The organism is Paracoccus sp. T5, assembly GCF_048538155.2.
Taxonomy (GTDB): Bacteria; Pseudomonadota; Alphaproteobacteria; order Rhodobacterales; family Rhodobacteraceae; genus Paracoccus.
This window is the reverse complement of sequence record NZ_CM135809.1, coordinates 923,009-945,059: the sequence shown is the minus strand read 5'-3', so window position 1 is coordinate 945,059 and position 22,051 is coordinate 923,009. Positions and strand designations below refer to the sequence as shown.

Annotated in this window: 22 protein-coding genes and 2 tRNA genes; 4 read left to right on the top strand and 20 right to left on the bottom strand. The window is 67.7% G+C overall.

Annotation, left to right across the window (positions count from 1 at the left end):
* Nucleotides 1-108: 108 nt before the first annotated feature.
* The 11 genes from ggt to ACNR9W_RS04695 form a co-directional block, all read right to left on the bottom strand.
* Nucleotides 109-1,914, bottom strand: coding sequence for a gamma-glutamyltransferase (gene ggt, locus ACNR9W_RS04745; protein WP_419271105.1), 1,806 nt, complete (start codon nt 1,912-1,914; stop codon nt 109-111).
* 74 nt (nt 1,915-1,988) lie between these two features.
* Nucleotides 1,989-2,531: a DsbE family thiol:disulfide interchange protein gene (locus tag ACNR9W_RS04740; protein WP_419271107.1), complete on the bottom strand. Its 543-nt coding sequence runs from the start codon at nt 2,529-2,531 to the stop codon at nt 1,989-1,991.
* Nucleotides 2,524-2,667, bottom strand: a complete 144-nt coding sequence (ccmD, locus tag ACNR9W_RS04735; protein ID WP_419271109.1) for a heme exporter protein CcmD — start codon at nt 2,665-2,667, stop codon at nt 2,524-2,526. Before ccmD ends, ACNR9W_RS04740 begins: the two co-directional genes overlap by 8 nt.
* Nucleotides 2,664-3,389: a heme ABC transporter permease CcmC gene (ccmC, locus tag ACNR9W_RS04730; RefSeq protein ID WP_419271111.1), complete on the bottom strand. Its 726-nt coding sequence runs from the start codon at nt 3,387-3,389 to the stop codon at nt 2,664-2,666. Before ccmC ends, ccmD begins: the two co-directional genes overlap by 4 nt.
* Nucleotides 3,390-3,441: 52 nt before the next feature.
* Nucleotides 3,442-4,098, bottom strand: coding sequence for a heme exporter protein CcmB (ccmB, locus tag ACNR9W_RS04725; RefSeq protein WP_458478638.1), 657 nt, complete (start codon nt 4,096-4,098; stop codon nt 3,442-3,444).
* The gene (gene ccmA, locus ACNR9W_RS04720) at nt 4,095-4,730 is read right to left on the bottom strand and encodes a heme ABC exporter ATP-binding protein CcmA (RefSeq protein WP_419271124.1); all 636 of its coding nucleotides are present in this window, start codon (nt 4,728-4,730) and stop codon (nt 4,095-4,097) included. Before ccmA ends, ccmB begins: the two co-directional genes overlap by 4 nt.
* Nucleotides 4,727-5,083 carry an Mth938-like domain-containing protein gene (locus tag ACNR9W_RS04715; RefSeq protein WP_419271126.1) on the bottom strand — a complete coding sequence of 119 codons (357 nt, stop codon included), beginning with the start codon at nt 5,081-5,083 and terminating at the stop codon, nt 4,727-4,729. Before ACNR9W_RS04715 ends, ccmA begins: the two co-directional genes overlap by 4 nt.
* Nucleotides 5,083-6,078 carry a protein translocase subunit SecF gene (secF, locus tag ACNR9W_RS04710; RefSeq protein WP_419271127.1) on the bottom strand — a complete coding sequence of 332 codons (996 nt, stop codon included), beginning with the start codon at nt 6,076-6,078 and terminating at the stop codon, nt 5,083-5,085. The genes ACNR9W_RS04715 and secF overlap by 1 nt, the downstream gene beginning before the upstream one ends.
* A 1-nt stretch (nt 6,079) precedes the next feature.
* Complete coding sequence (gene secD, locus ACNR9W_RS04705) at nt 6,080-7,744, bottom strand: protein translocase subunit SecD (protein WP_419271128.1); 1,665 nt, start codon at nt 7,742-7,744, stop codon at nt 6,080-6,082.
* Nucleotides 7,745-7,758: 14 nt separating this feature from the next.
* Nucleotides 7,759-8,091, bottom strand: coding sequence for a preprotein translocase subunit YajC (gene yajC / locus ACNR9W_RS04700; protein ID WP_419271129.1), 333 nt, complete (start codon nt 8,089-8,091; stop codon nt 7,759-7,761).
* 155 nt (nt 8,092-8,246) lie between these two features.
* Nucleotides 8,247-9,413, bottom strand: coding sequence for a M20 aminoacylase family protein (locus ACNR9W_RS04695; RefSeq protein WP_419271130.1), 1,167 nt, complete (start codon nt 9,411-9,413; stop codon nt 8,247-8,249).
* Between the two features lie 62 nt (nt 9,414-9,475).
* On the opposite strand from ACNR9W_RS04695, the gene mazG reads away from it, so the two are divergent.
* Nucleotides 9,476-10,300, top strand: a complete 825-nt coding sequence (gene mazG, locus ACNR9W_RS04690; RefSeq protein ID WP_419271131.1) for a nucleoside triphosphate pyrophosphohydrolase — start codon at nt 9,476-9,478, stop codon at nt 10,298-10,300.
* A gap of 58 nt (nt 10,301-10,358) precedes the next feature.
* Here the strand turns inward: mazG and dusA are convergent, their stop codons facing one another.
* The 5 genes from dusA to ACNR9W_RS04665 form a co-directional block, all read right to left on the bottom strand.
* Complete coding sequence (gene dusA / locus ACNR9W_RS04685) at nt 10,359-11,339, bottom strand: tRNA dihydrouridine(20/20a) synthase DusA (protein ID WP_419271132.1); 981 nt, start codon at nt 11,337-11,339, stop codon at nt 10,359-10,361.
* Nucleotides 11,340-11,429: 90 nt separating this feature from the next.
* A tRNA-Val gene (locus ACNR9W_RS04680) sits at nt 11,430-11,504 on the bottom strand.
* 68 nt (nt 11,505-11,572) lie between these two features.
* Nucleotides 11,573-11,878 carry a DNA-binding protein gene (locus tag ACNR9W_RS04675; RefSeq protein WP_419271133.1) on the bottom strand — a complete coding sequence of 102 codons (306 nt, stop codon included), beginning with the start codon at nt 11,876-11,878 and terminating at the stop codon, nt 11,573-11,575.
* 108 nt (nt 11,879-11,986) lie between these two features.
* Nucleotides 11,987-14,401 carry an endopeptidase La gene (gene lon, locus ACNR9W_RS04670; protein WP_419271134.1) on the bottom strand — a complete coding sequence of 805 codons (2,415 nt, stop codon included), beginning with the start codon at nt 14,399-14,401 and terminating at the stop codon, nt 11,987-11,989.
* Between the two features lie 137 nt (nt 14,402-14,538).
* Nucleotides 14,539-15,894, bottom strand: a complete 1,356-nt coding sequence (locus ACNR9W_RS04665) for an ATP-binding protein (RefSeq protein ID WP_419271135.1) — start codon at nt 15,892-15,894, stop codon at nt 14,539-14,541.
* A 34-nt stretch (nt 15,895-15,928) separates the two neighbouring features.
* Here ACNR9W_RS04665 and ACNR9W_RS04660 point away from each other — a divergent pair, with 34 nt between their 5' ends.
* The 3 genes from ACNR9W_RS04660 (at nt 15,929) to ACNR9W_RS04650 (ending at nt 17,476) form a co-directional block, all read left to right on the top strand.
* On the top strand, nt 15,929-16,792 hold the full coding sequence (locus tag ACNR9W_RS04660) for an MBL fold metallo-hydrolase (protein WP_419271136.1): 864 nt from the start codon (nt 15,929-15,931) through the stop codon (nt 16,790-16,792).
* 61 nt (nt 16,793-16,853) lie between these two features.
* Nucleotides 16,854-16,928: transfer RNA gene (locus tag ACNR9W_RS04655), tRNA-Asn, on the top strand.
* A gap of 221 nt (nt 16,929-17,149) precedes the next feature.
* A complete protein-coding gene (locus ACNR9W_RS04650) occupies nt 17,150-17,476 on the top strand; it encodes a DUF1330 domain-containing protein (protein ID WP_419271137.1) in 327 nt (108 codons plus the stop codon).
* Between the two features lie 30 nt (nt 17,477-17,506).
* On the opposite strand, the gene ACNR9W_RS04645 is transcribed toward ACNR9W_RS04650, so the two are convergent.
* The 4 genes from ACNR9W_RS04645 to ACNR9W_RS04630 form a co-directional block, all read right to left on the bottom strand.
* A complete protein-coding gene (locus ACNR9W_RS04645) occupies nt 17,507-18,337 on the bottom strand; it encodes a DUF1206 domain-containing protein (RefSeq protein WP_419271138.1) in 831 nt (276 codons plus the stop codon).
* A 159-nt stretch (nt 18,338-18,496) separates the two neighbouring features.
* A complete protein-coding gene (locus tag ACNR9W_RS04640) occupies nt 18,497-18,871 on the bottom strand; it encodes a DUF1850 domain-containing protein (protein ID WP_419271139.1) in 375 nt (124 codons plus the stop codon).
* Nucleotides 18,868-21,003, bottom strand: coding sequence for a TRAP transporter permease (locus tag ACNR9W_RS04635; protein WP_419271140.1), 2,136 nt, complete (start codon nt 21,001-21,003; stop codon nt 18,868-18,870). The genes ACNR9W_RS04640 and ACNR9W_RS04635 overlap by 4 nt, the downstream gene beginning before the upstream one ends.
* A gap of 50 nt (nt 21,004-21,053) precedes the next feature.
* Nucleotides 21,054-21,959, bottom strand: a complete 906-nt coding sequence (locus ACNR9W_RS04630; protein ID WP_458478720.1) for a TAXI family TRAP transporter solute-binding subunit — start codon at nt 21,957-21,959, stop codon at nt 21,054-21,056.
* Between the last annotated feature and the right edge of the window lie 92 nt (nt 21,960-22,051).

Genomic DNA, 22,051 nt, shown 5'->3' with positions numbered 1-22,051 from the left:
ATTGCGGCGTTGCAAGAGGGGTATTTAGGCAACGCAGAAGCCGTGCGAGGTGTGTTCTTGCCGAGATAGCCAAGTCTGCGCGGCAGCCCCCGGCGGCACCATCACGCGTCACCCGCCGATGGCGATGCCCTCGCGGCGCGGATCGGCGCCCCCCTGCAGACCTTCGGGCGTCACGACGATGCCCTGCAGGCCTGAGGTGAGCTCGGTTTCCCTGACCTCGAAGCCCATCTCGGTCAGCCCCTGGGTCAGGTTTTCGGGCAGGCCCGCCTCGACATCCATGGGGCCGAAGCGGTTCACCAGATTGGGGCTGGCCACGGCCTGCTGGATGTCCATGCCCCAGTCCAGATGCGCGACGATGGCCTTTGCCACATAGCCGATGATCCGGCTGCCGCCGGGCGAGCCGATGACCATGATCGGTGCGCCGTCGCGCCGCACGATGGTCGGCGCCATCGAGGATCGGGGCCGCTTGCCCGGCGCCACGGCATTGGCGATGGGCCAGCCGGCTTCGTCATGGGTCTCGAAGCTGAAATCGGTCAGCTCGTTGTTCAGAAGAAAGCCGCCCGCCATCACCCGCGAGCCAAAGCCGTTCTCGATCGTCGTGGTCATCGACAGCGCGTTCCCCTGCCCGTCCAGGATCGACATATGCGAGGTCGAGGGCAACTCCAGTGCACTGTCCTGCCCCCACGTCATCGCGTGGCTCCAGCCGGGCTGGCCCGGGCTGACCTCGGGCAGGCTGTCGTCGCCCGAGAGCAGTTGGCCGCGTTCGGCCAGATAGGCGGGATCGACCAGCCCCTCGGTCGGCACGGGCACGAAATCGCTGTCGGCCATGTAGCGGCCCCGGTCGGCGAAGGCCAGGCGGGAGGCATCCCCGATCAGGCGCCAGGCCTCGGGGTTCAAGGCACCCAGTGCGGCAAGGTCATAGCCGCCCAGCATGCCCAGGATCTGCCCCACCGTCAGCCCGCCCGACGAGGGCGGCCCCATGCCGCAGATGTCATGGGCGCGGTATTCGACGCAGACGGCGGGCCGCTCGACCACGCGGTAGCGGGCCAGGTCCTCCAGCGACAGAAGGCCGGGATTGTCCTCGGCGCCCTGGACGGCGGCGGTGATCTGCGCGGCGATGGGGCCGGTATAGAAGGCGTCCGCCCCCTCGGCTGCCAAAGCGCGCAGGGTTTCGGCATAGGCGGGGTTCTTCAGCGTGGCACCCTCGGCCACCGGCGTTCCACCCGGGAAGAAATAGTCGGTCGTGGCGGGATAGCGGGCCAGGGCATCCCCCTCGCCCGCCACCAGGGTGGCCAGGCGCGGCGAGACGGTGAAGCCCTCCTCGGCCAGGCGGATGCCGTCGTCGAACAGGCCGGCCCAGTTGGCGCGGCCCCATTTGCGATGCGCGACCTCCAAGAGGCGCGGCGTGCCGGGCGTGCCGACCGAGCGGCCGCCGACGACCGCCTCCATGAAGTCCAGCGGCTGGCCCTCCTCGTCCTGGAACAGCGTCGGCGTGACGGCCTGGGGCGCGGTTTCCCGGGCGTCGAGCGTCGTCACCTCGCCGGTCTCCGCATCGTGCCAGACAAGGAAGGCGCCGCCGCCCAAGCCCGAACTTTGCGGCTCGACCAGGCCCAGCACGACCTGAACAGCGACCATCGCATCGGCCGCGCTGCCGCCGGCCTCCAGCACGCGCGCCCCGGCCTGGACGGCCAGCGGATGGGCGGCGGTGATCATCCAGTTCTGCGCCGTGACCGGCCGCCCCTCGGCCTTGGCCGCCAGCGCGTCTTGGGCCGCGGGCGTCAGGTCCCCGAAGCCCGAGGTCTGAACCTCGGCCCCCGACGCGTTTTCGGGGGCCACGGCATCGGCCGCCTGCTGTGCCCCCGCCAGTGTCGCGCTGCCCATCAGCAGCGCCCATGCCAGACCGGTTCGCGTCATCGCCTCTCTCCCCTTGTCGCATGTGTGATGAGGGACAGTCTGGACCCCTCAACCTCAGGCTGCAAGGCGCAGGATCAATTGTCGGCGGAAAGCGCCTTTTCCAGCTGGGGCAGGAAGCGGTTCTGGTAATCCTCGCGGATCAGCGGGCCGGCGTGGCGATAGAGGATCTGGCCATCGCCGTCGATGATGAAGGTTTCGGGCGGGGCGGTGACGCCCCAGTCGATGGCAGCCCGGCCGCGCGGGTCTGTGGCCAGGGCGGCGAAGGGGTCGCCGTCTTCCTTCAGGAAGGACAGCGCATTCGCCTCGGGGTCCTTCAGGTCGATGCCATAGACGGGCAGCTGCTGAGACAGCGCCATCAGCGTCGGATGCTCGGCCCGGCAGGGCGGGCACCAGCTGGCCCAGAAGTTCACCAGCTTGACCCCCGGCTGGCGCAGCATGGCATCGGTCAGCTGGGTCTTGCCCGGCAGCGTCGTGGCGGGCACGGCGGGTGCCTCTCGGCCCAGCATGGCCGAGGGCAGCAGGCCCGCATCCTCGCGGTTCATGCCCCAGAGGAAGGTGGCGGCCAGGGCCGCGAAAACCACCGGGGGCAGGATCATCAGGGGGGACAGTTTAGCCATGCCGATCATGTTCTTCCAGGTTGCGGCGGGCGCGGGCATTGGCCGCGACGGTGTGCCAGACGAGGCCCGCCAGCAGGGCCAGGCTGACCCCGTAGGCCAGCAGGACGGTGGTTGCGTATTTGCCAAGTTCGATCATGCGCGCATCTCCCGTGCCTGCAATGCGGCCAGGCGTCGCCTTCGGATCTCGGTCCGGGTGCGGATCACCAGCAGCGCCAGGAACAGCAGGAAGAACCCCAGCATCGAGAGATAGAGCGGATAGCGATAGACCGCGCTCATGCGCTCGCCCGGCGCGACCGAGAGCGAGGCGCCCTGGTGCAGGCCCTGGTTCCAGAACAGCACCGCATAGCGCGACAGCAGCGCAAAGACCGATCCCACCAGGCACAGCACGCCCGTCAGGTCGGCAGCACTGTCCGGATCCTCGATGGCGGACCAGAGCGCGATGTAGCCCACGTAGAACAGGAACAGGATCAGGAACGAGGTCAGCCGCGGGTCCCATTCCCACCAGGTGCCCCACATCGGCTGGCCCCAGATCGCACCGGTGGCCAGCGCGATCAGCGTCATCACCGCGCCGATCGGGGCCGCGGCCTTGGCGGCCAGCGCGCTGACATGGTGGCGGCGGATGATCCAGATCAGCGAGGCGATCAGCATCATCACCCATATGTTGATGGCCATCATCGCGGCGGGAACATGCAGGAAGACGATCTTGACGGTCGATCCCTGGCGGAAATCCTCGGGCGTCAGAAAGCCCCAGACGACCCCCGCCAGGCAGCCGATGACGGCGCCGACCACCAGCCAGGGCAGCAGCCTGTCGGTCGTGCGCATGAACTTGGTCGGATTTGCGTATTCCCAGATCGACATGGTCTCTCGTATCCCCCTTTTGCGCCGCCCCAACAAGAGGGCGGCGCGCCCCTCACCGCAGATTGACCCGCAGCGCGGCGGCGGCCGCGAAGGGGATCAGCGCCATCACCGCCAGCGTGATCCCGGCCAGGAACAGCAGTGGTGTAGCGGTCGCCGCGCCTTCCGCGCCCCGGCGGGTGATCTCGGCCCCGAAGATCAGTGTGGGGATGTAGAGCGGCAGCACCAAGAGCGACAAAAGCATCCCCCCGCGGCGCAGCCCCACGGTGATCGCCGCCCCGAAGGCCCCCAGCATCGACAGCGCCGGCGTCCCGATCAGCAGCGACGTCAGAAGCCAGGGCATCGCCCGGCCGGGCAGTTGCAGCAGCACGCCGAAGACCGGGGCGGCCAGGATCAGCGGCAGGCCGGCGGTGATCCAATGGGCCAAGGCCTTGACCGCGACCGCGCCCTCCAGCGGCAGGGGTGCGGTCGCCAGCAGGTCCAGGCTGCCATCCTCGTGGTCCAGGGCGAAGATGCGGTCCAGCGACAAGAGGCAGGAGAGCAGCGCGCCCACCCAGAGGATGCCGGGCGCGACCGGGGCCAGCGCCCCGCGGTCGGGGCCGATGCCGAAGGGAACCAGCGTGCAGAGGATCAGGAAGAAGGCGACGCCCAGTCCAAAGCCGCCGCCCGCGCGCGTGGCCAGCCGCAGGTCGCGACGCAAAAGCGCGATCACGCAAAGGCCTCGTTGAAGCCGGAGGGCCGCCGGACGGGCGCCGTGCCGGGACGGGCGCGAAAGGGGGTCAGGTCCAGCACCTGCGCCTCGGGGATCGCAAGGTCGATATGGGTGGCGATGAGGGCGGCGCCCCCCTGCCCCAGATGGGCGCGCACGACATCGGCAAAACGTGCGACCGAGGCCGTGTCGAGCGACACGGTCGGCTCGTCCAGCACCCAGAGCGGACGGCCGGTCACCAGCAGGCGGGCAAGCCCCAGACGCCGCTTCTGCCCGGCGGAGAGGGCCGAGGCGGGCCGCGCGGCCAGCCCCGTCAGGTCCAGCGCCGCCAGCGCATGCGCGACATTCCTCCCGCCAAAGACCCGCGCCCAGAAGTCGAGGTTCTCGGCCACCGTCAGCGCGGATTTCAGCCCGTCCGCATGGGCGGCATAGGCCACCAGGTCGTCGTCCATCACGATCCGGCCCGACACGGGTTCCTGCAGGCCCGCGATGGTGCGCAGCAGGGTCGTCTTGCCGATGCCGTTGGGGCCGCGCAGGATCAGCGCCTGTCCGGGCTTCAGGGTGAAGGAGACGCCCTCGACCGTCCGCAGACCGCCGCGCGACACGGCAAGGTCATGGACGGAGAGAAGGCTCACAGGGGCAGCAGCGCGCAGGCGACCCGGCGACCCTCGGACAGCGTCACGTTGTAGGTGCGGGCCGCCGTGGGCGAGGGCATCGCCTCGACCCGGATGCCCATCCCGTCCAGCATTGCGACCATCTCGCGCGGGGCATAGCCGATCTGCTCGCCCATACCAAGGAACAGCACGTCGATGCGCCCTGCCAGCGCCTCCAGCGGACCCGCGTCCTGCAGGCCCTGCCAGGGCTGGACCCGATCCCCCTCGACCACCACGGCGCCGTGATAGACCTTGCCCGCGATGCGGAAGAAGCCGGGGCCATAGCTGTCCACGGCGTTCTGGCCCTGGAAGTCGGTGGGGGTGAAGGTCGCCATCAGCCCTCCTCGGCGCCCTCGAAGGGCGACAGGTTCTTGCGTGTCTTGGGGTCCTTGGGATCGGCCTTGTCCCAGTCGCGCTTGACGCCCAGCCACAGCACCACGTTCTTGGCCACGTAGATCGAGGAATAGGTCCCGATCAGGATGCCGAAGGTGATGGCAAAGACAAAGCCCCGGATCACGTCGCCGCCCAGCACCAGAAGCGCGATCAGCGCCACCAGCGTCGTGCCCGAGGTCATCACGGTCCGCGACAGGGTCTCGTTCACCGACAGGTTCATGACGTCGCGCAGGGCACGGGTCTTGTACTTCATCAGGTTCTCGCGCAGGCGGTCGAAGACGACGACGGTGTCGTTGATCGAATAGCCGACGATGGTCAGCAGCGCCGCGATAGTGGTCAGGTCGAAGCGGATCTGGAACAGGGCAAAGATGCCCATCGTGATCAGCACGTCATGGATCAGCGACACGATGGCACCCACCGCGAACTGCCATTCGAAGCGCAGCCAGATATAGATCGAAATCGCGACCAGCGAGGCCAGCACCGCATAGACCGCGGTCTGGATCAGCTCTCCCGAGACCTTGGGACCGACGGATTCGACCGAGGGGAAGGTGATGGAGGGATCGACCTGCTGCAGCGCGGCCTCGACCGCGGCGACGGTCTGGGGGGTGACCGCCTCGGTGCCGTCCTGGGCGCTGATGCGGACCTGCGCCACGTTCTGCTCGGGGCCGAAGGTCGGATCGAAGACCTCGGTGATCGCCACGTCGCCCAGGTTCAGGGGCTGCAGGGCGGCGCGGTAGGCCGCGACATTCACCGGCTGCACGGATTCGGTGCGGATCGTCGTGCCGCCCCGGAAGTCGATGCCGAAGTTCAGCCCGTTCAGGAACAGCACCACGATCGAGGCCAGCGCCAGGACCGTCGAGATGCCGAAGGTCAGGAACTGCCAGCGGAAGAAGTCGATCCGGGTGTCGTCGGGGACGAGTTTCAGACGGAATGCCATGTCAGACCTCGATCTGTTTCGGGCGGCTGCGTTCGAACCACATGACCGTCAGCAGGCGGGTCACGAACAGCGCGGTAAAGACCGAGGTCACGATCCCGATCGTCAGCGTCACGGCAAAGCCCTTGACCGGGCCCGAGCCCAGCACGAACAGGATCGCCGCGATGATCAGCGTGGTGATGTTGGCGTCCACGATGGCGGACATGGCCTTTTCATAGCCAAGCTCGATGGCGCGGGCGGGGCCGCGGGCAGTCTTCAGTTCCTCGCGGATGCGCTCGAAGACCAGCACGTTGGCATCGACCGCCATGCCGATGGTCAGAACGATGCCGGCGATGCCCGGCAGGGTCAGCGTGGCGCCGATCACCGACAGGATCGCGAACAGCAGCAGCATGTTGAAGCCCAGGGCCACGGTGGCAAAGATGCCGAAGCGGCCGTAGGAGAGGATCATCAGCGCCACCACGGCGACAAAGCCCACGGCGGCGGCGACCTTGCCCGCATCGACGCTGTCCTGGCCCAGTTCGGGGCCGATGGTGCGTTCTTCCAGGAAGGTCATCTCGGCCGGCAGGGCGCCGGCGCGCAGCAGGACCGCCAGGCGGTTGGCCTGGTCGAAATCCATCGAACCCGAGATCTGCCCCGAGCCGGTGGTGATGGCCGAGCGGATCACCGGAGCCGAGATCACCTCGTTGTCCAGCACGATCGCGAAGGGCTGGCCGATATTGGCCGAGGTATAGGCGCCAAAGGCGCGCGCGCCCGTCGGGTTGAAGCGGAAATTGACCGAGGGAAGGCCGTTCTCGTCGCTGGCGGGCATGGCGTCGACCAGGTCCTCGCCGGTGACGACGGGGCTGTCTTCCAGGATGTAGAACAGTCCGGGCTGGTCAACCGACGGGGCGATGATCTGGCCCAGGCCCGGCTGCGCCTCGGCGTCGCCGGTGCTGCCCACGACCGGGTTGAAGGTCAGCTGGGCGGTCGTGCCGATCAGCTCCTTCAGCTCGCCCGCCGAGCCGATGCCCGGGACCTGGATCAGGATGCGGTCGGCGCCCTGGCGCATGATGGTGGGCTCGCGGGTGCCGACCTCGTCGACCCGGCGGCGCACGATCTCCAGCGACTGCTGGATGGTGCGGTCGTCGGTCATGGCCTTTTCCGCATCCGACAGCTGGATGGTCAGGGCCGGCCCCTGGGTCGCGATGGCCAGCGACTGCTGGCCGGCGCCGGTCAGGGTGGTGACGGGCGTCGAATAGCCGCGCACGATCTCGACCGCGCGGGACATCTGGTCGGGGTTGCCGATCTCGATCGACAGCACGCCCTCGGGGGCCTGCACGCGGCGGATCGCGCCGATGGTCTCGCGCTCGGCCGACAGCGCACGGCGCAGTTCCGGCCACAGCGCGTCCATGCGGGACTTGTAGACCTGGGCGACCTGAACCTCGCCCAGCAGATGGGCACCGCCGCGCAGGTCCAGCCCCAGATTGACCAGGCTGTTGGGCAGCCACGAGGGCCAGCCATCACGCGCCGCCACCAGTTCGGGCGTCTCGACGCCGGTCGCCTCGATCTGTGCCGTGGCATCATTATGGGCCTCGACCCGGGCATAGAAGGCGTTGGGCAGGGCGAAAAGCAGCCCCAGAAGGCAGATCCCAAGGATCAGGATGCGCTTCCAGCGGTCAATCTGCAGCATGGACGTGGCGCCTTTCAGGAGTTGGCGGCGACAGGATCGGTCCTGGACACCACCTGGGCCAGGGTGCTGCGCAGCACGCGGACGCGCACGCCCTGGGCGATCTCGACCTCAAGCTCTTCGTCGCGCACGGCCGAGACCTTGCCCAGGATGCCGCCCTGGGTCACGACCTGGTCGCCCTTCTTGACGGAAGCCACCATCTCGCGATGCGCCTTCAGGCGCTTCTGCTGGGGGCGGATCATCAGGAAATACATGATCGCGAAGATCAGGATCAGCGGGATGAACTGCGCGAAGGCGGCACCGGCACCGGCGCCGCCGGCGGCCTGGGCATAGGCGGGGGTCACGAACATTCACGGTCCTTTCGGTCATGGAAGGGCGCGGCCGGGCCGCGGGCCTCGTCTGGATTGGCGCGCAACCTATCTGCGCGGCCGGTCATTGGCAAGAAAGCGGCGCCTGCCCTGCGGCATTGGCGACAAACGGCTTCGTGATGCGGGCGGACGCCTGCTTACAGGGGGGCGGGCTGCGAACGCTCGACCAGGCGGGCAAAGAAGCTGGCGCCGACAGGGGCCACCGCGTCGTTGAAATCATAGGTCGGGTTGTGGACGCCCGGCCCCTCTCCCTGCCCCAGGAACAGGTAGCAGCCGGGGCGGGAATTCAGCATGTAGCTGAAATCCTCGGCCCCCATCTCGCGGCCGGAATCAGGGATCACCTGCGCCTCGCCCGCGATCTCGGTCGCGACCTCGACGGCGAAGGCGGTCCGGGCATGATCGTTCACGGTGGCGGGATAGCCCTGCTGATAATCCAGCCGGACCTCGACGTCATAGGCCCCGGCCTGTCCGTCGCAGATCTGCGTCATCCGGCGGCAGACCATGTCGCGCACATGCGGCTCGAAGGTGCGTACCGTCCCGCAGATATAGGCGGTGTCGGGCACGATGTTGTCGGCGCTGCCGGTGTGGATCTGCGTTACCGACAGGGCCAGGTCGTCCATCGTGTGGTGGTTGCGGCTGGAAATGGTCTGGATCGCGCTGACGATCGCCACCGCCGCCACGATCGGGTCCGCCGTCAGATGCGGCAGCGCGCCGTGCCCACCCCGGCCCTTCACATGGATCTCGAACGTGTCCACGGCAGCCATGATCGGCCCCGGCGTCGTCTGGAAGCTGCCAAGTGCCTGGCCGGGATTGTTGTGCATGGCAAAGACGCTGGAGATGTCAAAGCGCTCCATCATCCCGTCCCGGACCATCGCCTCGCCGCCGCCGCCGTTCTCCTCGGCGGGCTGGAAGATCAGCGCAACGCGCCCGGCAAAGTTGCGCGTCTCGGCCAGGTACTTCGCGGCCCCCAGCAGCATCGTCGTATGGCCGTCATGGCCGCAGGCATGCATCCGCCCCGGCACGGTCGAGGTCCAATCAAGGCCCGTCACCTCGTCCATCGGCAGCGCGTCCATGTCCGCGCGCAGACCGATCGTCGGCCCCTTGCCCCGCCCGTTGATGATGCCGACGATTCCGGTGCGGCCGATCCCCTCGTGGATCTCGTCCACGCCGAATTCGCGCAGCCGCTCGGCCACGAAGGCGGCGGTCTGGTGACAGTCGAAGCCCAGTTCGGGATGCTGGTGCAGGTGGCGGCGCCAGGCGGTCATCTGCTCGGCGAAATCGGCGATACGGTTCAGGACGGGCATGTGGACTTGGGGCTTTCGCTGTGGCAGTCGGGGGCATCTTCCGTGTCCGCAGGGGAATTGCAATGGCCGACCCGACGACGACCCGCCGCGACCCCGCGGCCGAGATCACCCGCCTGATCGACATCATGGCCGCGCTGCGCGACCCGCAGACGGGCTGTCCCTGGGACGTCGAGCAGACCTTTGCCACCATCGCCCCCTACACGATCGAGGAGGCCCACGAGGTCGAGGATGCGATCCAGCGGCAGGCCTGGGACGAGTTGCCAGGAGAGCTGGGCGACCTGCTGCTGCAGGTGGTGTTCCAGGCCCAGATCGCGCGCGAGGACGGCATGTTCGATTTCGCCGACTGCGCCGCGGCGATCAGCGACAAGCTGATCTTCCGCCATCCGCATGTCTTTGGCGACGAATCCCGCGACAAGTCGGCCGAGCAGCAGGTGAAGGACTGGGAGGCGATCAAGGCGGTGGAGCGCGCCGGCAAGGCCGAGCGCGGCACGCTGGATGGTGTCGCTCTGGGCCTGCCCGCGCTGACCCGCGCCGTCAAGCTGCAGAACCGCGCGGCGCGCGTGGGCTTTGACTGGCCCGGCCCGGGCGACGTGCTGGCCAAGATCACCGAGGAGACGGCCGAGTTGGTCGAGGCGCGCGATGAGCTGGGGCCCGAGGCGCTGGAGGAGGAGTTCGGCGACCTGATGTTCGTGATGGCGAACCTGGCGCGGCACCTGAAGATCGACCCCGAGCTGGCGCTGCGCCGCGCCAATGCCAAGTTCACGCGGCGGTTCCAGGCCATCGAGGCGGCATTGGCCGGCAAGGGACGGCGACCCGAGGACAGCGACCTGGCCGAAATGGACCGGCTGTGGGACGCGGCCAAGGTCGCGGAGAAGGCGGCCGGGTAAGGGGCACTGCCCCCGTCCCGTTCCGGCACCCCCCGGGGGTATTGTGACAACGGAGGCGTCAGGCGGGTTCGGTCACCTGCGCCAGGGCGGCGTCATAGACCTCGATCCCGCCCTTGGAGGCGCCTTCCGACAGGGTGCGCTTCCAGCTGCGCGCGCCAGGCTGGCCGTGGAACAGGCCCAGCATGTGGCGGGTGAACTGGTGCAGCCGCCCGCCCTGCGCCAGATGGTCGATGATCAGCGGGCGCATGGCCTGCGCGACCTGCTGCGGGCTGTCGAAAAGCGGCGTATCGCCCCAGAGCGCATCGGCCGCGCCAAGGATGTTCCAGGGCTCGTGGTAGGCCGCGCGTCCCACCATCGCCCCATCCATGACGGCCAGATGTTCGCGGGCCTGGTCCAAGCTGGCGATGCCGCCATTGACGGAGAGGTGCATGTCCGGGAACTGCACCTTCATCGCGTGGACCAGCGGATAGTCCAGCGGCGGGATCTCGCGGTTTTCGCGGGCGCTGAGGCCCTTGAGCCAAGCCTTGCGGGCGTGAATGGTGACGCGGCGGATGCCGGCCTGGCGCAGCGTGTCGATGAAGGCGGGCAGCACCTCCTCGGCCTGCTGGTCGTCGACGCCGATGCGGCATTTCACCGTGACCTCGACGGGGCTGACCGCCTGCATGGCGGTCACGCAATCCGCGACAAGCTGCGGCGATTTCATCAGGATCGCCCCGAAGGCTCCGGACTGGACGCGATCACTGGGGCAGCCGACATTCAGGTTTATCTCGTCATAGCCCCAGTCGGAGGCGATCCGGGTGGCCTGCCGCAGTTCGTCCGGATCGGAGCCGCCCAGTTGCAGCGCAACCGGATGTTCGGCCGCGTCGTAATCCAGCAGCCGCCCGCGTTCGCCGTGGATGATCGCGGGGGCGGTCACCATTTCGGTATAGAGCAGCGTCCGGCGCGACATCAGCCGATGAAAGCGGCGGCAGTTGCGGTCGGTCCAGTCCATCATCGGAGCGACGGACAGGCGCGCGGCGCGGGTGATCGGATCGGGCATCGGGATCAGTCCGGATTGCGGGTCGGAAACGGGCGAAGGCTCGCCTATAATCCAGCCGCGCGCCAAGCGCAAATCCGTGAAGGTGGTGGATGGTGGGTGATAAGGGATTTGAACCCCTGACATCTTCGATGTGAACGAAGCGCTCTACCACTGAGCTAATCACCCGTCGGGCTGGCTTCTAGCGTCAGCCGCGCAGGGACGCAAGAGGCGCCAGCGCCTTTTGGCGGGGCTTTTTACTCCAGCAGCCCCGGATCGGCCGGCCTGCGGCGCAGTCGCAGGGTGATCACGTCACCGCCGCGGGCATCTTTTTCAAGATTGATTCGCGCGCGCCCGAGGGGCGGGACGGCCAGGGTCTGGCCCTCCGACAGCACCTGCCCCAGCTGTGCCAAGGTGGCCTCGATGATGGGACGAGCCTCCGTTCGGCGGGCGCCGGTGGCGGCCAAGACGCGGTCGATGAAATCCCGTTTCTGCACGACATGCGCAACGCGCGGGTCTGGGCTGGTACGAAGGCCAATGGCCTCTGCCGATTCATGTGTCATTCCTGGTCCCCCTCCCGGAAAGTCACATCAGCCTAACGTGGTTTGACGTTACGTCAATCATTTGTTTATGCATGGCCCGGGCCGAAGCCCGGGCCATGCTGTCATCTGTCAGTGCGCAACGGCACCGGGCGCGTCGGATCCGCGCTGGCTGGACAGCCGGGCGGCCTCGGCGGCCTCCTCGGCCGCTTCGTCCCATTCGACCGGAACCGGCATCCGCACCAAGGCATGGCGCAGCACCTCGCGGACATTGCTGACCGGGATGATGGTCAGGCCCTGCTTGACGTTGTCCGGGATCTCGACAAGATCCTTTTCGTTGTCCTGCGGGATCAGCACCGTCTTGATGCCCCCGCGCAATGCTGCCAGCAGCTTCTCCTTGAGCCCGCCGATAGCCAGCACATGGCCGCGCAGGGTCACCTCGCCCGTCATCGCCACGTCCTTGCGGACCGGGATGCCCGTCATGACCGAGACGACCGAGGTCACCATGGCGATGCCCGCCGACGGCCCGTCCTTGGGGGTGGCCCCTTCCGGAACGTGGACGTGGATGTCGCGACGGTCGAATTCCGGGGGCTTGACCCCGATTTCCGGCGCCACCGACCGGACGAAGCTGGAGGCTGCGTCGATCGATTCCTTCATCACATCGCCCAGTTTCCCGGTCGTCTTCATCCGGCCCTTGCCCGGCAGGCGCAGCGCCTCGATCTGCAGCAGGTCGCCGCCGACCGACGTCCAGGCCAGGCCCGTCACGACGCCGACCTGATCCTCCTTCTCGGCCAGGCCATAGCGGTGACGCCGGACGCCCAGGTATTCCTCGGCCTTCTCGGGCGTCACCTCGACGGTCTTGACCTTGCCCTTGAGGATCTCGGTCACGGCCTTGCGGGCCAGCTTGGCGATCTCGCGCTCCAGCGACCGCACCCCCGCTTCTCGGGTGTAATAGCGGATCATATGGGTCAGCGCCTCATCGGTCACGCTGAACTCGCCCTTGCGCAGCCCGTTCGCGGCGATCTGCTTGGGCAGCAGGTGGCCCTTGGCGATCTCGCGCTTCTCGTCCTCGGTATAGCCCGAGAGCGGGATGATCTCCATCCGGTCCAGCAGCGGGCCCGGCATGTTGTAGCTGTTGGCCGTGGTCACGAACATCACGTTGGACAGGTCGTATTCCACCTCCAGATAGTGGTCCACGAAGGTCGAGTTCTGTTCGGGATCCAGCACCTCCAGCATCGCCGAAGCCGGGTCGCCGCGGAAGTCCTGACCCATCTTGTCGATCTCATCGAGCAGGATCAGCGGGTTGGTCGTCTTGGCCTTCTTCAGCGCCTGGATGATCTTGCCGGGCATCGAGCCGATATAGGTCCGACGGTGGCCGCGGATCTCACTTTCGTCACGCACGCCGCCCAACGAAATGCGGATGAATTCGCGCCCCGTCGCCTTGGCGATCGAGCGGCCCAGCGAAGTCTTGCCCACGCCCGGAGGTCCGACCAGCGTCAGGATCGGTCCCTTCAGCTTCTGGCTGCGCGCCTGCACGGCCAAGTACTCGACGATCCGCTCCTTGACCTTTTCCAGCCCGAAGTGATCGGCGTCCAGGATCGCCTCGGCGCGCGACAGGTCCTTGCGGGTGCGCGACTTCACGCCCCATGGCAGGGCCAGCAGCCAGTCCAGATAGTTGCGGCTGACGGTGGCCTCGGCCGACATCGGGGACATCGACTTCAGCTTCTTCAGTTCGCCCTCGGCCTTGTCGCGGGCTTCCTTGCTGAACTTGGTCTGGGCGATCTTCTCTTCCAGTTCGGCCAGCTCGTTCTGGCCGTCCTCGCCGTCGCCCAGTTCCTTCTGAATGGCCTTCATCTGCTCATTCAGATAGTACTCGCGCTGCGTCTTCTCCATCTGGGTCTTGACGCGCGACTTGATCTTCTTCTCGACCTGCAGGACCGACATCTCACCCTGCATCAGGCCATAGACCTTCTCCAGACGCTCGGCGATGTTCAGCGTGTCCAGCAGGTCCTGCTTGCGGTCCAGGTCGATCCCCATGTGGCCGGCGGCCAGATCGGCCAGCTTGCCGGGCTCGGTCGCCTCGGCCACGGCCGCCACGACTTCCTCGGGGATGTTCTTGCGCACCTTGACGTAGCGCTCGAACTCCTCGGCGACGGTCCGCACCAAGGCGGCCACGGTGGCGTCGTCGCCCAGCGTCTCGTCCATGGCGACGGCGGTCGCCTCGAAATGGTCGTCATTCGGCACGAAATCGGTGATCTGCACACGCTCGCGTCCCTCGACCAGCACCTTGACGGTGCCGTCGGGCAGTTTCAGCAGCTGCAGCACATTGGCCAGCACGCCGGTGCGATAGATGCCCTCCTCGGTCGGCTCGTCGACCGAAGCATCCTTCTGCGCCGACAGCAGGATCGGGCTGTCCGATTCCATGACCGCTTCCAGCGCACGCACCGACTTCTCGCGCCCCACGAAAAGCGGCACGATCATGTGCGGGAAGACGACGATATCCCGCAAGGGCAGCACCGGGTAGGTCTGAGTGGTGAATTCCGTCATGTCTTGTCCTTTCTGCCCGAAGCCGTGGCCCCGTCATGGCGACGCACGGCCCCTGCATGACGACAATCTAGGGCCAGCGCCCCCCGCGTTCAATACGACCGCAAGAATACCCGCTATTTCCCGCGCCACGTCGAAACTCAGCGGGGAATCACGATTTCGGCGCGCAGGCCGCCCAGCCGCGGACCGCGTCCCAGCCGCAGCTGCCCGCCATGCGCCCGCGCCACGTCGGCGGCGATGGCCAACCCCAGCCCGGCGCCCTGCGCGCTGCTGCGCCGCCGTGCCGGGTCCAGCCGGGTGAAGGGGCGCATGGCCATTTCCAGGCTGTCCTCGGGGATGCCCGGCCCGTCATCCTCGACCCCGATCCGCAGGCTGCGGGGGCCGAGGGAGGCGTCCAGTTCGGCGCGGCTGCCATAGCGGACGGCATTGCCGATCAGGTTCTCCAGCGCGCGCCGCAGCATGTCGGGCCGGAACATCGCCATCCCGTCCGCGTCCCCTTCAAAGCGCACCAGCTGGACCTCCTGGCCGGCGCGCTGCCCGTCGGCGACGATGGTTTCCAGAAAATCGGCGGCCACCAGGGGCTCGGCCTGGTGTTCCTGCGCCTCCTCGCGCGCATAGTCCAGAAAGCCGTCCACCATGCGGCTCATCTCGGCGATGTCGGCCTCCATCGCGGCGATCTCCTCCGCGTCCGGCGGCATCTCGGGAGAGATCATCGACAGGCTCAGCCGCAGCCGCGTCAGCGGTGTGCGCAGGTCGTGGCTGATGCCCGACATCATCAGCTTGCGCTGTTCGTTCTGCCGCTCCAGCCGGTTGCGCATGTCCAGAAAGGCGGTGCCGGCGCTGCGCACCTCCACCGCGCCGGAGGGGCGATAGGGCACCATGCGGCCCTTGCCATATTCCTCGGCGGCCAGCGCCAGGCGCCGGATGGGGCGCAGCTGGTTGCGCAGGAAGATCGTGGCGATCCCGGTCATCAGCAGCGACGTGACGACCATCAGCACCAGCAGCTGGTGCGGGTTCGAGGCGCTGACCCTGCGCCGGTCGAAGCTGATCCCGAACGGGCCCGCCTCACCCTGCAGCGCGACCGAGACCCGCTTGTCGTCCGAGGCCAGGTCGATCGACAGGATCTGCGGCAGCGTCTCGCGCAGCACCTCGATGACGATGCGCCCCGAGAAGTCGTAGAACCGGCGCAGGTCCTCCGGCAGCGGCTCCACCGGCAGCTCCAGCCGCAGGTCCAGGGGCGCGGCCACCGCAAGGCCCGCGCGCCGTGCGTCATCGGGCGTGTCCGCCTCCCGGACCAGGCGGACCACCAAAGCCAGTTCATGGGCCATGCTGGAGGTCATCTGCCGCGTCACCCCGTCGAAATGGCGCTGCAGGAACATCACGCTGACGACCATTGTGACGACCACCACCGGCAGGAACAGGATCAGCGCCGCCCGTGCATAAAGGCCGCGCGGCACAAGCGTGCGGGCAATCGGGCCTTCGGCATGGTTCGACATGGAAACCTCTCCTCTCGCGGGCTAGGCTAGCGCCATGAACGCCCCTGCGAAAGAGCCGCTGCGGATCCTGGCCGCCAACCCCTCGCCCCTGACCGGGCCGGGCACGACCACCTTCCTGATCGGCCAGCGCCATGTTGCGGTCATCGATCCCGGTCCCGATGACGACGCGCATCTGGAGGCGATCCTGCAGGCGGCCCGAGGGCGCATCAGCCATATCCTTGTGACCCATGCGCATCTGGACCACAGCGCCGGCGCGGCGCGGCTGTCCCGGATGGCGGGCGCCCCTGTGCTGGCCTTCGGGGATGCGACGGCCGGCCGGTCGCCGATCATGACGCGCCTGGCAGCCGGGGGCCTGGTGGGCGGCGGCGAAGGACTGGATGCGGGCTTCGCCCCCGACATGCTTTTGGCGGATGGCGATGTGGTCGAGACGCCTGACTGGACGCTGCGCGCGCTTCACACGCCGGGCCATTTTGGCGGGCATCTGGGCTTTCAGTGGGACAAAACGATCTTCTGCGGGGACCTTGTCATGGCCTGGTCTTCGACGCTGATCTCGCCGCCGGACGGGGACCTGGCCGACTACCTCCGTTCGGTCGAGCGCCTGGCCGGACTGTCGCCCAACCGGCTGTTGCCGACCCATGGCGCGGCGATCGAGGCTCCCCTGCCCCGGCTTCATGACCTGATCGCGCATCGGCGCACCCGCAGCGCCCAGATTCTGGCCGCCCTGCGCCAGCAGCCGGACACGGCACAAGGGCTGGCCCGCCGCATCTATGACGTCCATCCCCGCCTTCTGGTGGCGGCGGAACGCAACGTGCTGGCCCACCTGATCGCCCTGGCGCAGCTGGGAGTGGTTGATTTCGAAGGGGATTTGTCAGCCGTCACGATTTTTGCACCTGCATGACAAAAAGTCGCCCCAACCCACTGGACGCCCCCCTGCGACGTTGCTATATCCCGCCTCGTGTTCCGGCGTAGCTCAGCGGTAGAGCAGTTGACTGTTAATCAATTGGTCGTAGGTTCGATCCCTACCGCCGGAGCCAAGAAATTCAAGGGCCTGATCGCGCGCGATCGGGCCCTTTTTTCCTTCACGGATGACCTCATTCGCGGCAGCGCAATTCTTGTGCCTGCAGGCGGCGAGGAAGCGCGGCTGTGACATGCCACCCCCTGCCCTCCCGCGCCCGCGCGTCCTGGCCGAATTCCGATTGCCGCAATGGCGGCGCCGGCTATACTTCGTGCAGTTTCCGACGGGGGAGGATCGGCAATGACTGCATTCCTGATTGCAGAGGTCAAGGTCACCGACGATGCGTGGGTGCCCGATTACGCCGCCAAGGTACATGACATCGCGGCGCGGCATGGCGGGCGCTATCTGTCCCGCTCCGGCAAGATCGAGACGCTGGAAGGCGCGACGACCGATGAGACGCTGATCGCGCTGATCCAGTTTCCCGACCGGGCCTCGGCCCATGCCTTTGCCAACGACCCGGATTATGCCCCCTTCAGCAAGGCCAGGCAGGAGGGCTCGGTCAGCCATTTCCGCGTCATCGACGACAGCGACATCGCCGGCGCCATCCCCTACCTGCCGCGGCCGTGACGACTGGCGCCAAGGCCCAGGGACCGGACGTTAGCCGGTCAGCTTGGCGGCCAGGCTCTGCACGTCCGGACCCGAGGCCCGGGGCACGATGCGGAAGACGGCGTTGACGAAGCAGAAGATCGCAAAGCCCACCAGCCCGACGCAGACCGCGATCACCAGAAGCCGGCCGTAGATCTGGCCCGACAGCCAGGAAAACGCCTCTCCGACGCCGCCGGCGGCCTGCGGGTCGGCCCGCAGCGCCGCGAACATGAACAGCAGGCCGATCACCCCGATGACGACCCCGTGGGCGATGACGCCGGCCCTCAGAACCGGGTTCCAGCGCGTGGTGAACCGGCTGGCGCGAAGATGCTCTCGATAGCTCGCCTTCCAGCCCTGCCGCAGGTAATAGGCTCCGGTTGCCATGACGATCAGCGCGACCAGCCCGATGATCCAGCGCCCGCCCGGCCACTGCATGACCGTCCCCACGTATCGCGGAATGCTGGAGCCTTCTTCTGAGCCGCCGCTGCCGAACAGCAACGAAAACGCGACGATCCCGATGCCCAGGTGAAGGCCGCCCGTGACCAGCATGCCCGCACGGGCGATGATGCCCTTGCCCTCGCTGCCATAGCATTCCAGGTCAAAGGCCGCGTCGAGCGCGCGCCAGACGGCATAGGCCAGCATGCCCAGCAGGATCAGGAACAGCACCACCGCGCCGCCCCATGTGCCCTCGAGCCAGCCGAGCGCGGAGGAGGTGTCCTGCGCCCTGCCACCCTGCCAGATCGAGTAGAGCGAGATCCCCGCCACGGCCAGATAGACCAGCCCCCGGCCGGTGTAGCCCGCCTGCATCAGCGGTATCGCCCAGCCCATGTCCTTGTCCGTCATCGGTCCCGCACCTGCCTCCAGTTAGGATCAGACCGTGCGCCGCCATTGCGGATCGCGTCAAGGGACCATCGTGCGGATCCGGCCGTCGGAGACCACTGTGGACGCTGCCCGACGGCAGACCAACCATTGCCGGGCCAGTCGGACAGGCTGAGATCGCGTTCAGGGAGCGGGTGTGTTGCACGCCGCCGCGGACTGCACGCGGATCGGACCGAGGGTTTCGGGCAGGTCGTGGCAGCTGCCCCCGGCGCAGAGGCGCCAGCCGCCCCCGGTCGCCCCGGATGCCGCAAGGTGAACCACCTGCTGCGGCGGCACATGTGGTGCAAAATGCCATGCGCCGTCGCGCCAGATGGCGTCCTGCGGCGGCTCCATCCCGGCGCCGGGGCCGGTCATGCGGGCCTCGACAGGAGCAAGCCCTTGGGGACCGGCGGTCCAGCGTTCCCACCACAGGGTTCGCGTGACCGAATGGCGCCATTCCAGGGTAAAGCCCGGCGCAGCCAGGGCCAGGGCAAAGGCCCCGGCACTGACGCAGATCACGGGGTCACCGCCCGCATCCGCCGGCTGCGCGCGCCATGGAGGATCAGGAACAGGACCGCCAGCGCAAAGCCGGCCTGATCCGTCCAGGGCATCGCCAGGATCAGGCTGACACCCGCCGCGAAGGCCAGCAGACGTTCCGGCACCGTCGTGCGGCCCCACAGATAGCCCACGACGGCGATGCCCCACATGGCCACCCCCGCCACCGTCTTGAGCAGGACATAGGCGACCTCGACCGGGTAGCCCCAAGCCTCGGCGATGGCGCCGCCGTCCTGCAGCATCAGCGAGGGCGTGTAGACCGCCATGAACGGGATGATGAACCCCGCCGCCGCCAGCCGGATCGCCTGCATCGAGATCTTGAGCCCCGAGGTCTTGGCGATCGGCCCCGCCGCGAAGCAGGCCAGCGCCACGGGCGGCGTCAGGTCGGCCATGATGCCGAAATAGAACACGAACATGTGGCTGACCAACAGCGGCACGCCCAGTTCCAGCAGGGCGGGACCTGCCAGGGACGAGGTGATGATGTAGTTCGGGATCGTGGGGATCCCCATGCCCAGCACCAGGCAGGTCAGCATGGTCAGGACCAGCGACAGGAACAGGTTGTCCTGCCCGATGGCGATGATCGCGCCGATGAAGGTGGAGGCGATGCCGGTCAGGGTCAGCGTGCCGATGACGATGCCCACGATGGCGCAGGCCATGCCCACGGGCAGCGCGTTGCGCGCACCCTGCGCCAGCGCGTCGCGGATGATCCCGATGGTGGGCCGCGTGCCCTGGAAGACCGCGCAGGCCAGGATCAGGCCCAGGATCACCAGCGCCAGCAGGTTGATGCCGAATTTCAGGAAGCTGGCCGCCGCCAGGCCAAGCGCGACCCAGAACACCATGCGGAACACCACCGGCCCGATCATCGCGGCCAGAGGCGCGCCCAGGATCAGCACGGTCACCAGCGCCAGCCCCATCGTGCCGGCAAAGATCGGCGTGTAGCCCGCGAACAGCAGATAGACCAGTGCGGCCAGCGGCAGGACCAGCGGCCACTGGTCGCGCACTGCGTGCCAGGGGTTCGGCAGGCTGGCTTTCGGCAGGCCCTTGAGGTCATCGCGCCCCGATTGCAGCCAGACCATCCAGAAGACGACGCCGAAATACAGCACCGCCGGCACGATGGCGGCCTGGACCACGGCGGCATAAGGGACGTTCAGCGTCTCGGCCATGATGAAGGCCACGGCGCCCATCACCGGCGGCATGATCTGGCCGCCCATCGAGGCCGTCGCCTCGACGCCCCCCGCGAAGGCGGGCTTGAAGCCCGATTTCTTCATCATCGGGATGGTGAACTGCCCCGAGGCCACGACATTGGCCACGCCCGAGCCCGAAATGGTTCCCATCAGCGCCGAGGACAGCACCGCCACCTGTGCAGGCCCGCCCCTGCGCGCGCCGACCATGCCCAAGGCAAAGTCGTTGAACAGGTTCAGCATGCCTGCCCGTTCCAGGAACGCCGCAAAGACCACGAAGATGAAGATGTAGGCGCTGCTGACATAGATCGGGCTGCCATAGATGCCTTCGGTGCCAAAGGCGAAATGCTCGACGATCTGGTCAAAGCCATAGCCGCGATGGATGAAGGGTGGAGGCAGGTGCTGGCCCAGAAAGCAGTAGGCCAGAAAGATCCCGGCGATCACCGCCAGCGGCCAGCCCATCAGCCGGCGCGCTCCTTCGAAGACCAGCACGATCAGGACGGTGCCCATGACCAGGTCGGTCCGGTTCAGGAACCCGGTGCGGCGGATCAGGTCGTTGTACTCCACCCACTGGTAAAGCCCGGTCGAGAAGCCGAGGATGCCAAGCGCCCAGAAGAAGATCTGCCCGCCGCGCGACCTGGCGACCAGGTTGCCGACCAGGCCGAAACCCAGCAGCAGCAGGAAGCCCACATGCATCGCCCGCACGATCTGGCTGGGCAGGGTGCCATAGGCGGCAGCCCACAGCTGGAACAGCGCAAAGACCACGGCCAGCCAGAAGGCCAGGCGGCCCGGCAGGCCCGCGCCCCATCCGGGAGGCAGGCCCTCGTGGATCTCGGGCTCGATCGCGGCCGAGGGGTCCAGCTGGGACCGGTCAGGGCGGGTCGGCCCGCCGGCTTGGGTGGGGGTGACGGACATGGCGTTCTCCGGGAAATGAGGCCCGCGCAGGGGACGCGCGGGCCGGGCGATCATTCGATCAGGCCGATTTCACGATAGTAACGCTCGGCACCCGGATGCAGGGGGATGGGCAAGCCGTCCAGCGCCGTGTCGGGGCTGATCCCGGCGGCGGCGCCATGCGCGCTCTGCATCCGGTCCAGGTTCTCGAACATCAGCTTGGTCATTTGATAGGCGGTCTCCTCGCTGACGCCCTCGTGCGAGATCAGCATGTTGCCGACCGCCGCGGTGGGGACGTCCACGTCGATGCCCGAATAGGTGCCCGCCGGGATGACGGCCGGGACATAGGGCTGGCCGATGCTGGTCACGACCTCCTCGGGGATGGCCACGATGGTGATGTCATGGGTGGCCGAGAGGTCCTGGATGAAGGCCACGCCCAGGCCCGAGGACTGCAGCGTCGCTTCCAGCTGGCGGTTCTTGATCAGCTCGGCCGATTCTGCAAAGGGCAGGAACTCGACCTTGCCCAGGTCGTCATAGCTCATCCCTGCCGCCTTGAAGATGGTGCGGGCGTTCAGCTCGGTCCCCGAGGCCGGCGCGCCCACCGACAGGGTCTTGCCGCGCAGGTCCTCCAGCGTGGTGGCGCCCGCCGCGGCATCGGCGACGATCTGGATGTAGTTGGGATAGATCGCGGCAATGGCGCGCAGTTCCTTCAGCGGGCGGGCAAAGCCTGCCTCCTCGTTGCCCTCCCAGGCCAGCTGGACGCTGTCGCCAAGCGCGAAAGCGATCTCGCCGCGGCCTTGGGCCAGGAGGTTCAGGTTCTCGACAGAGGCCTTTGTGGCCTGCACCTGCGTGCGGGCGCCGTCGATGCCGCTGGCATAGATTTCCGACAGCGCGACGCCAAGCGGATAATAGACCCCCGAGGTTCCCCCGGTCAGCACATTGATGAACTCCTGCGCGCGGGCCTGCGGCGCGGTGGCCATGATGCCCGTGAGGGCAACCGCCGAAGCGGCGGCAGCGATGCGATGGAACATGCGATCCTCCCATGATGTTCTGCGCGGAAGCGTAGCAATAT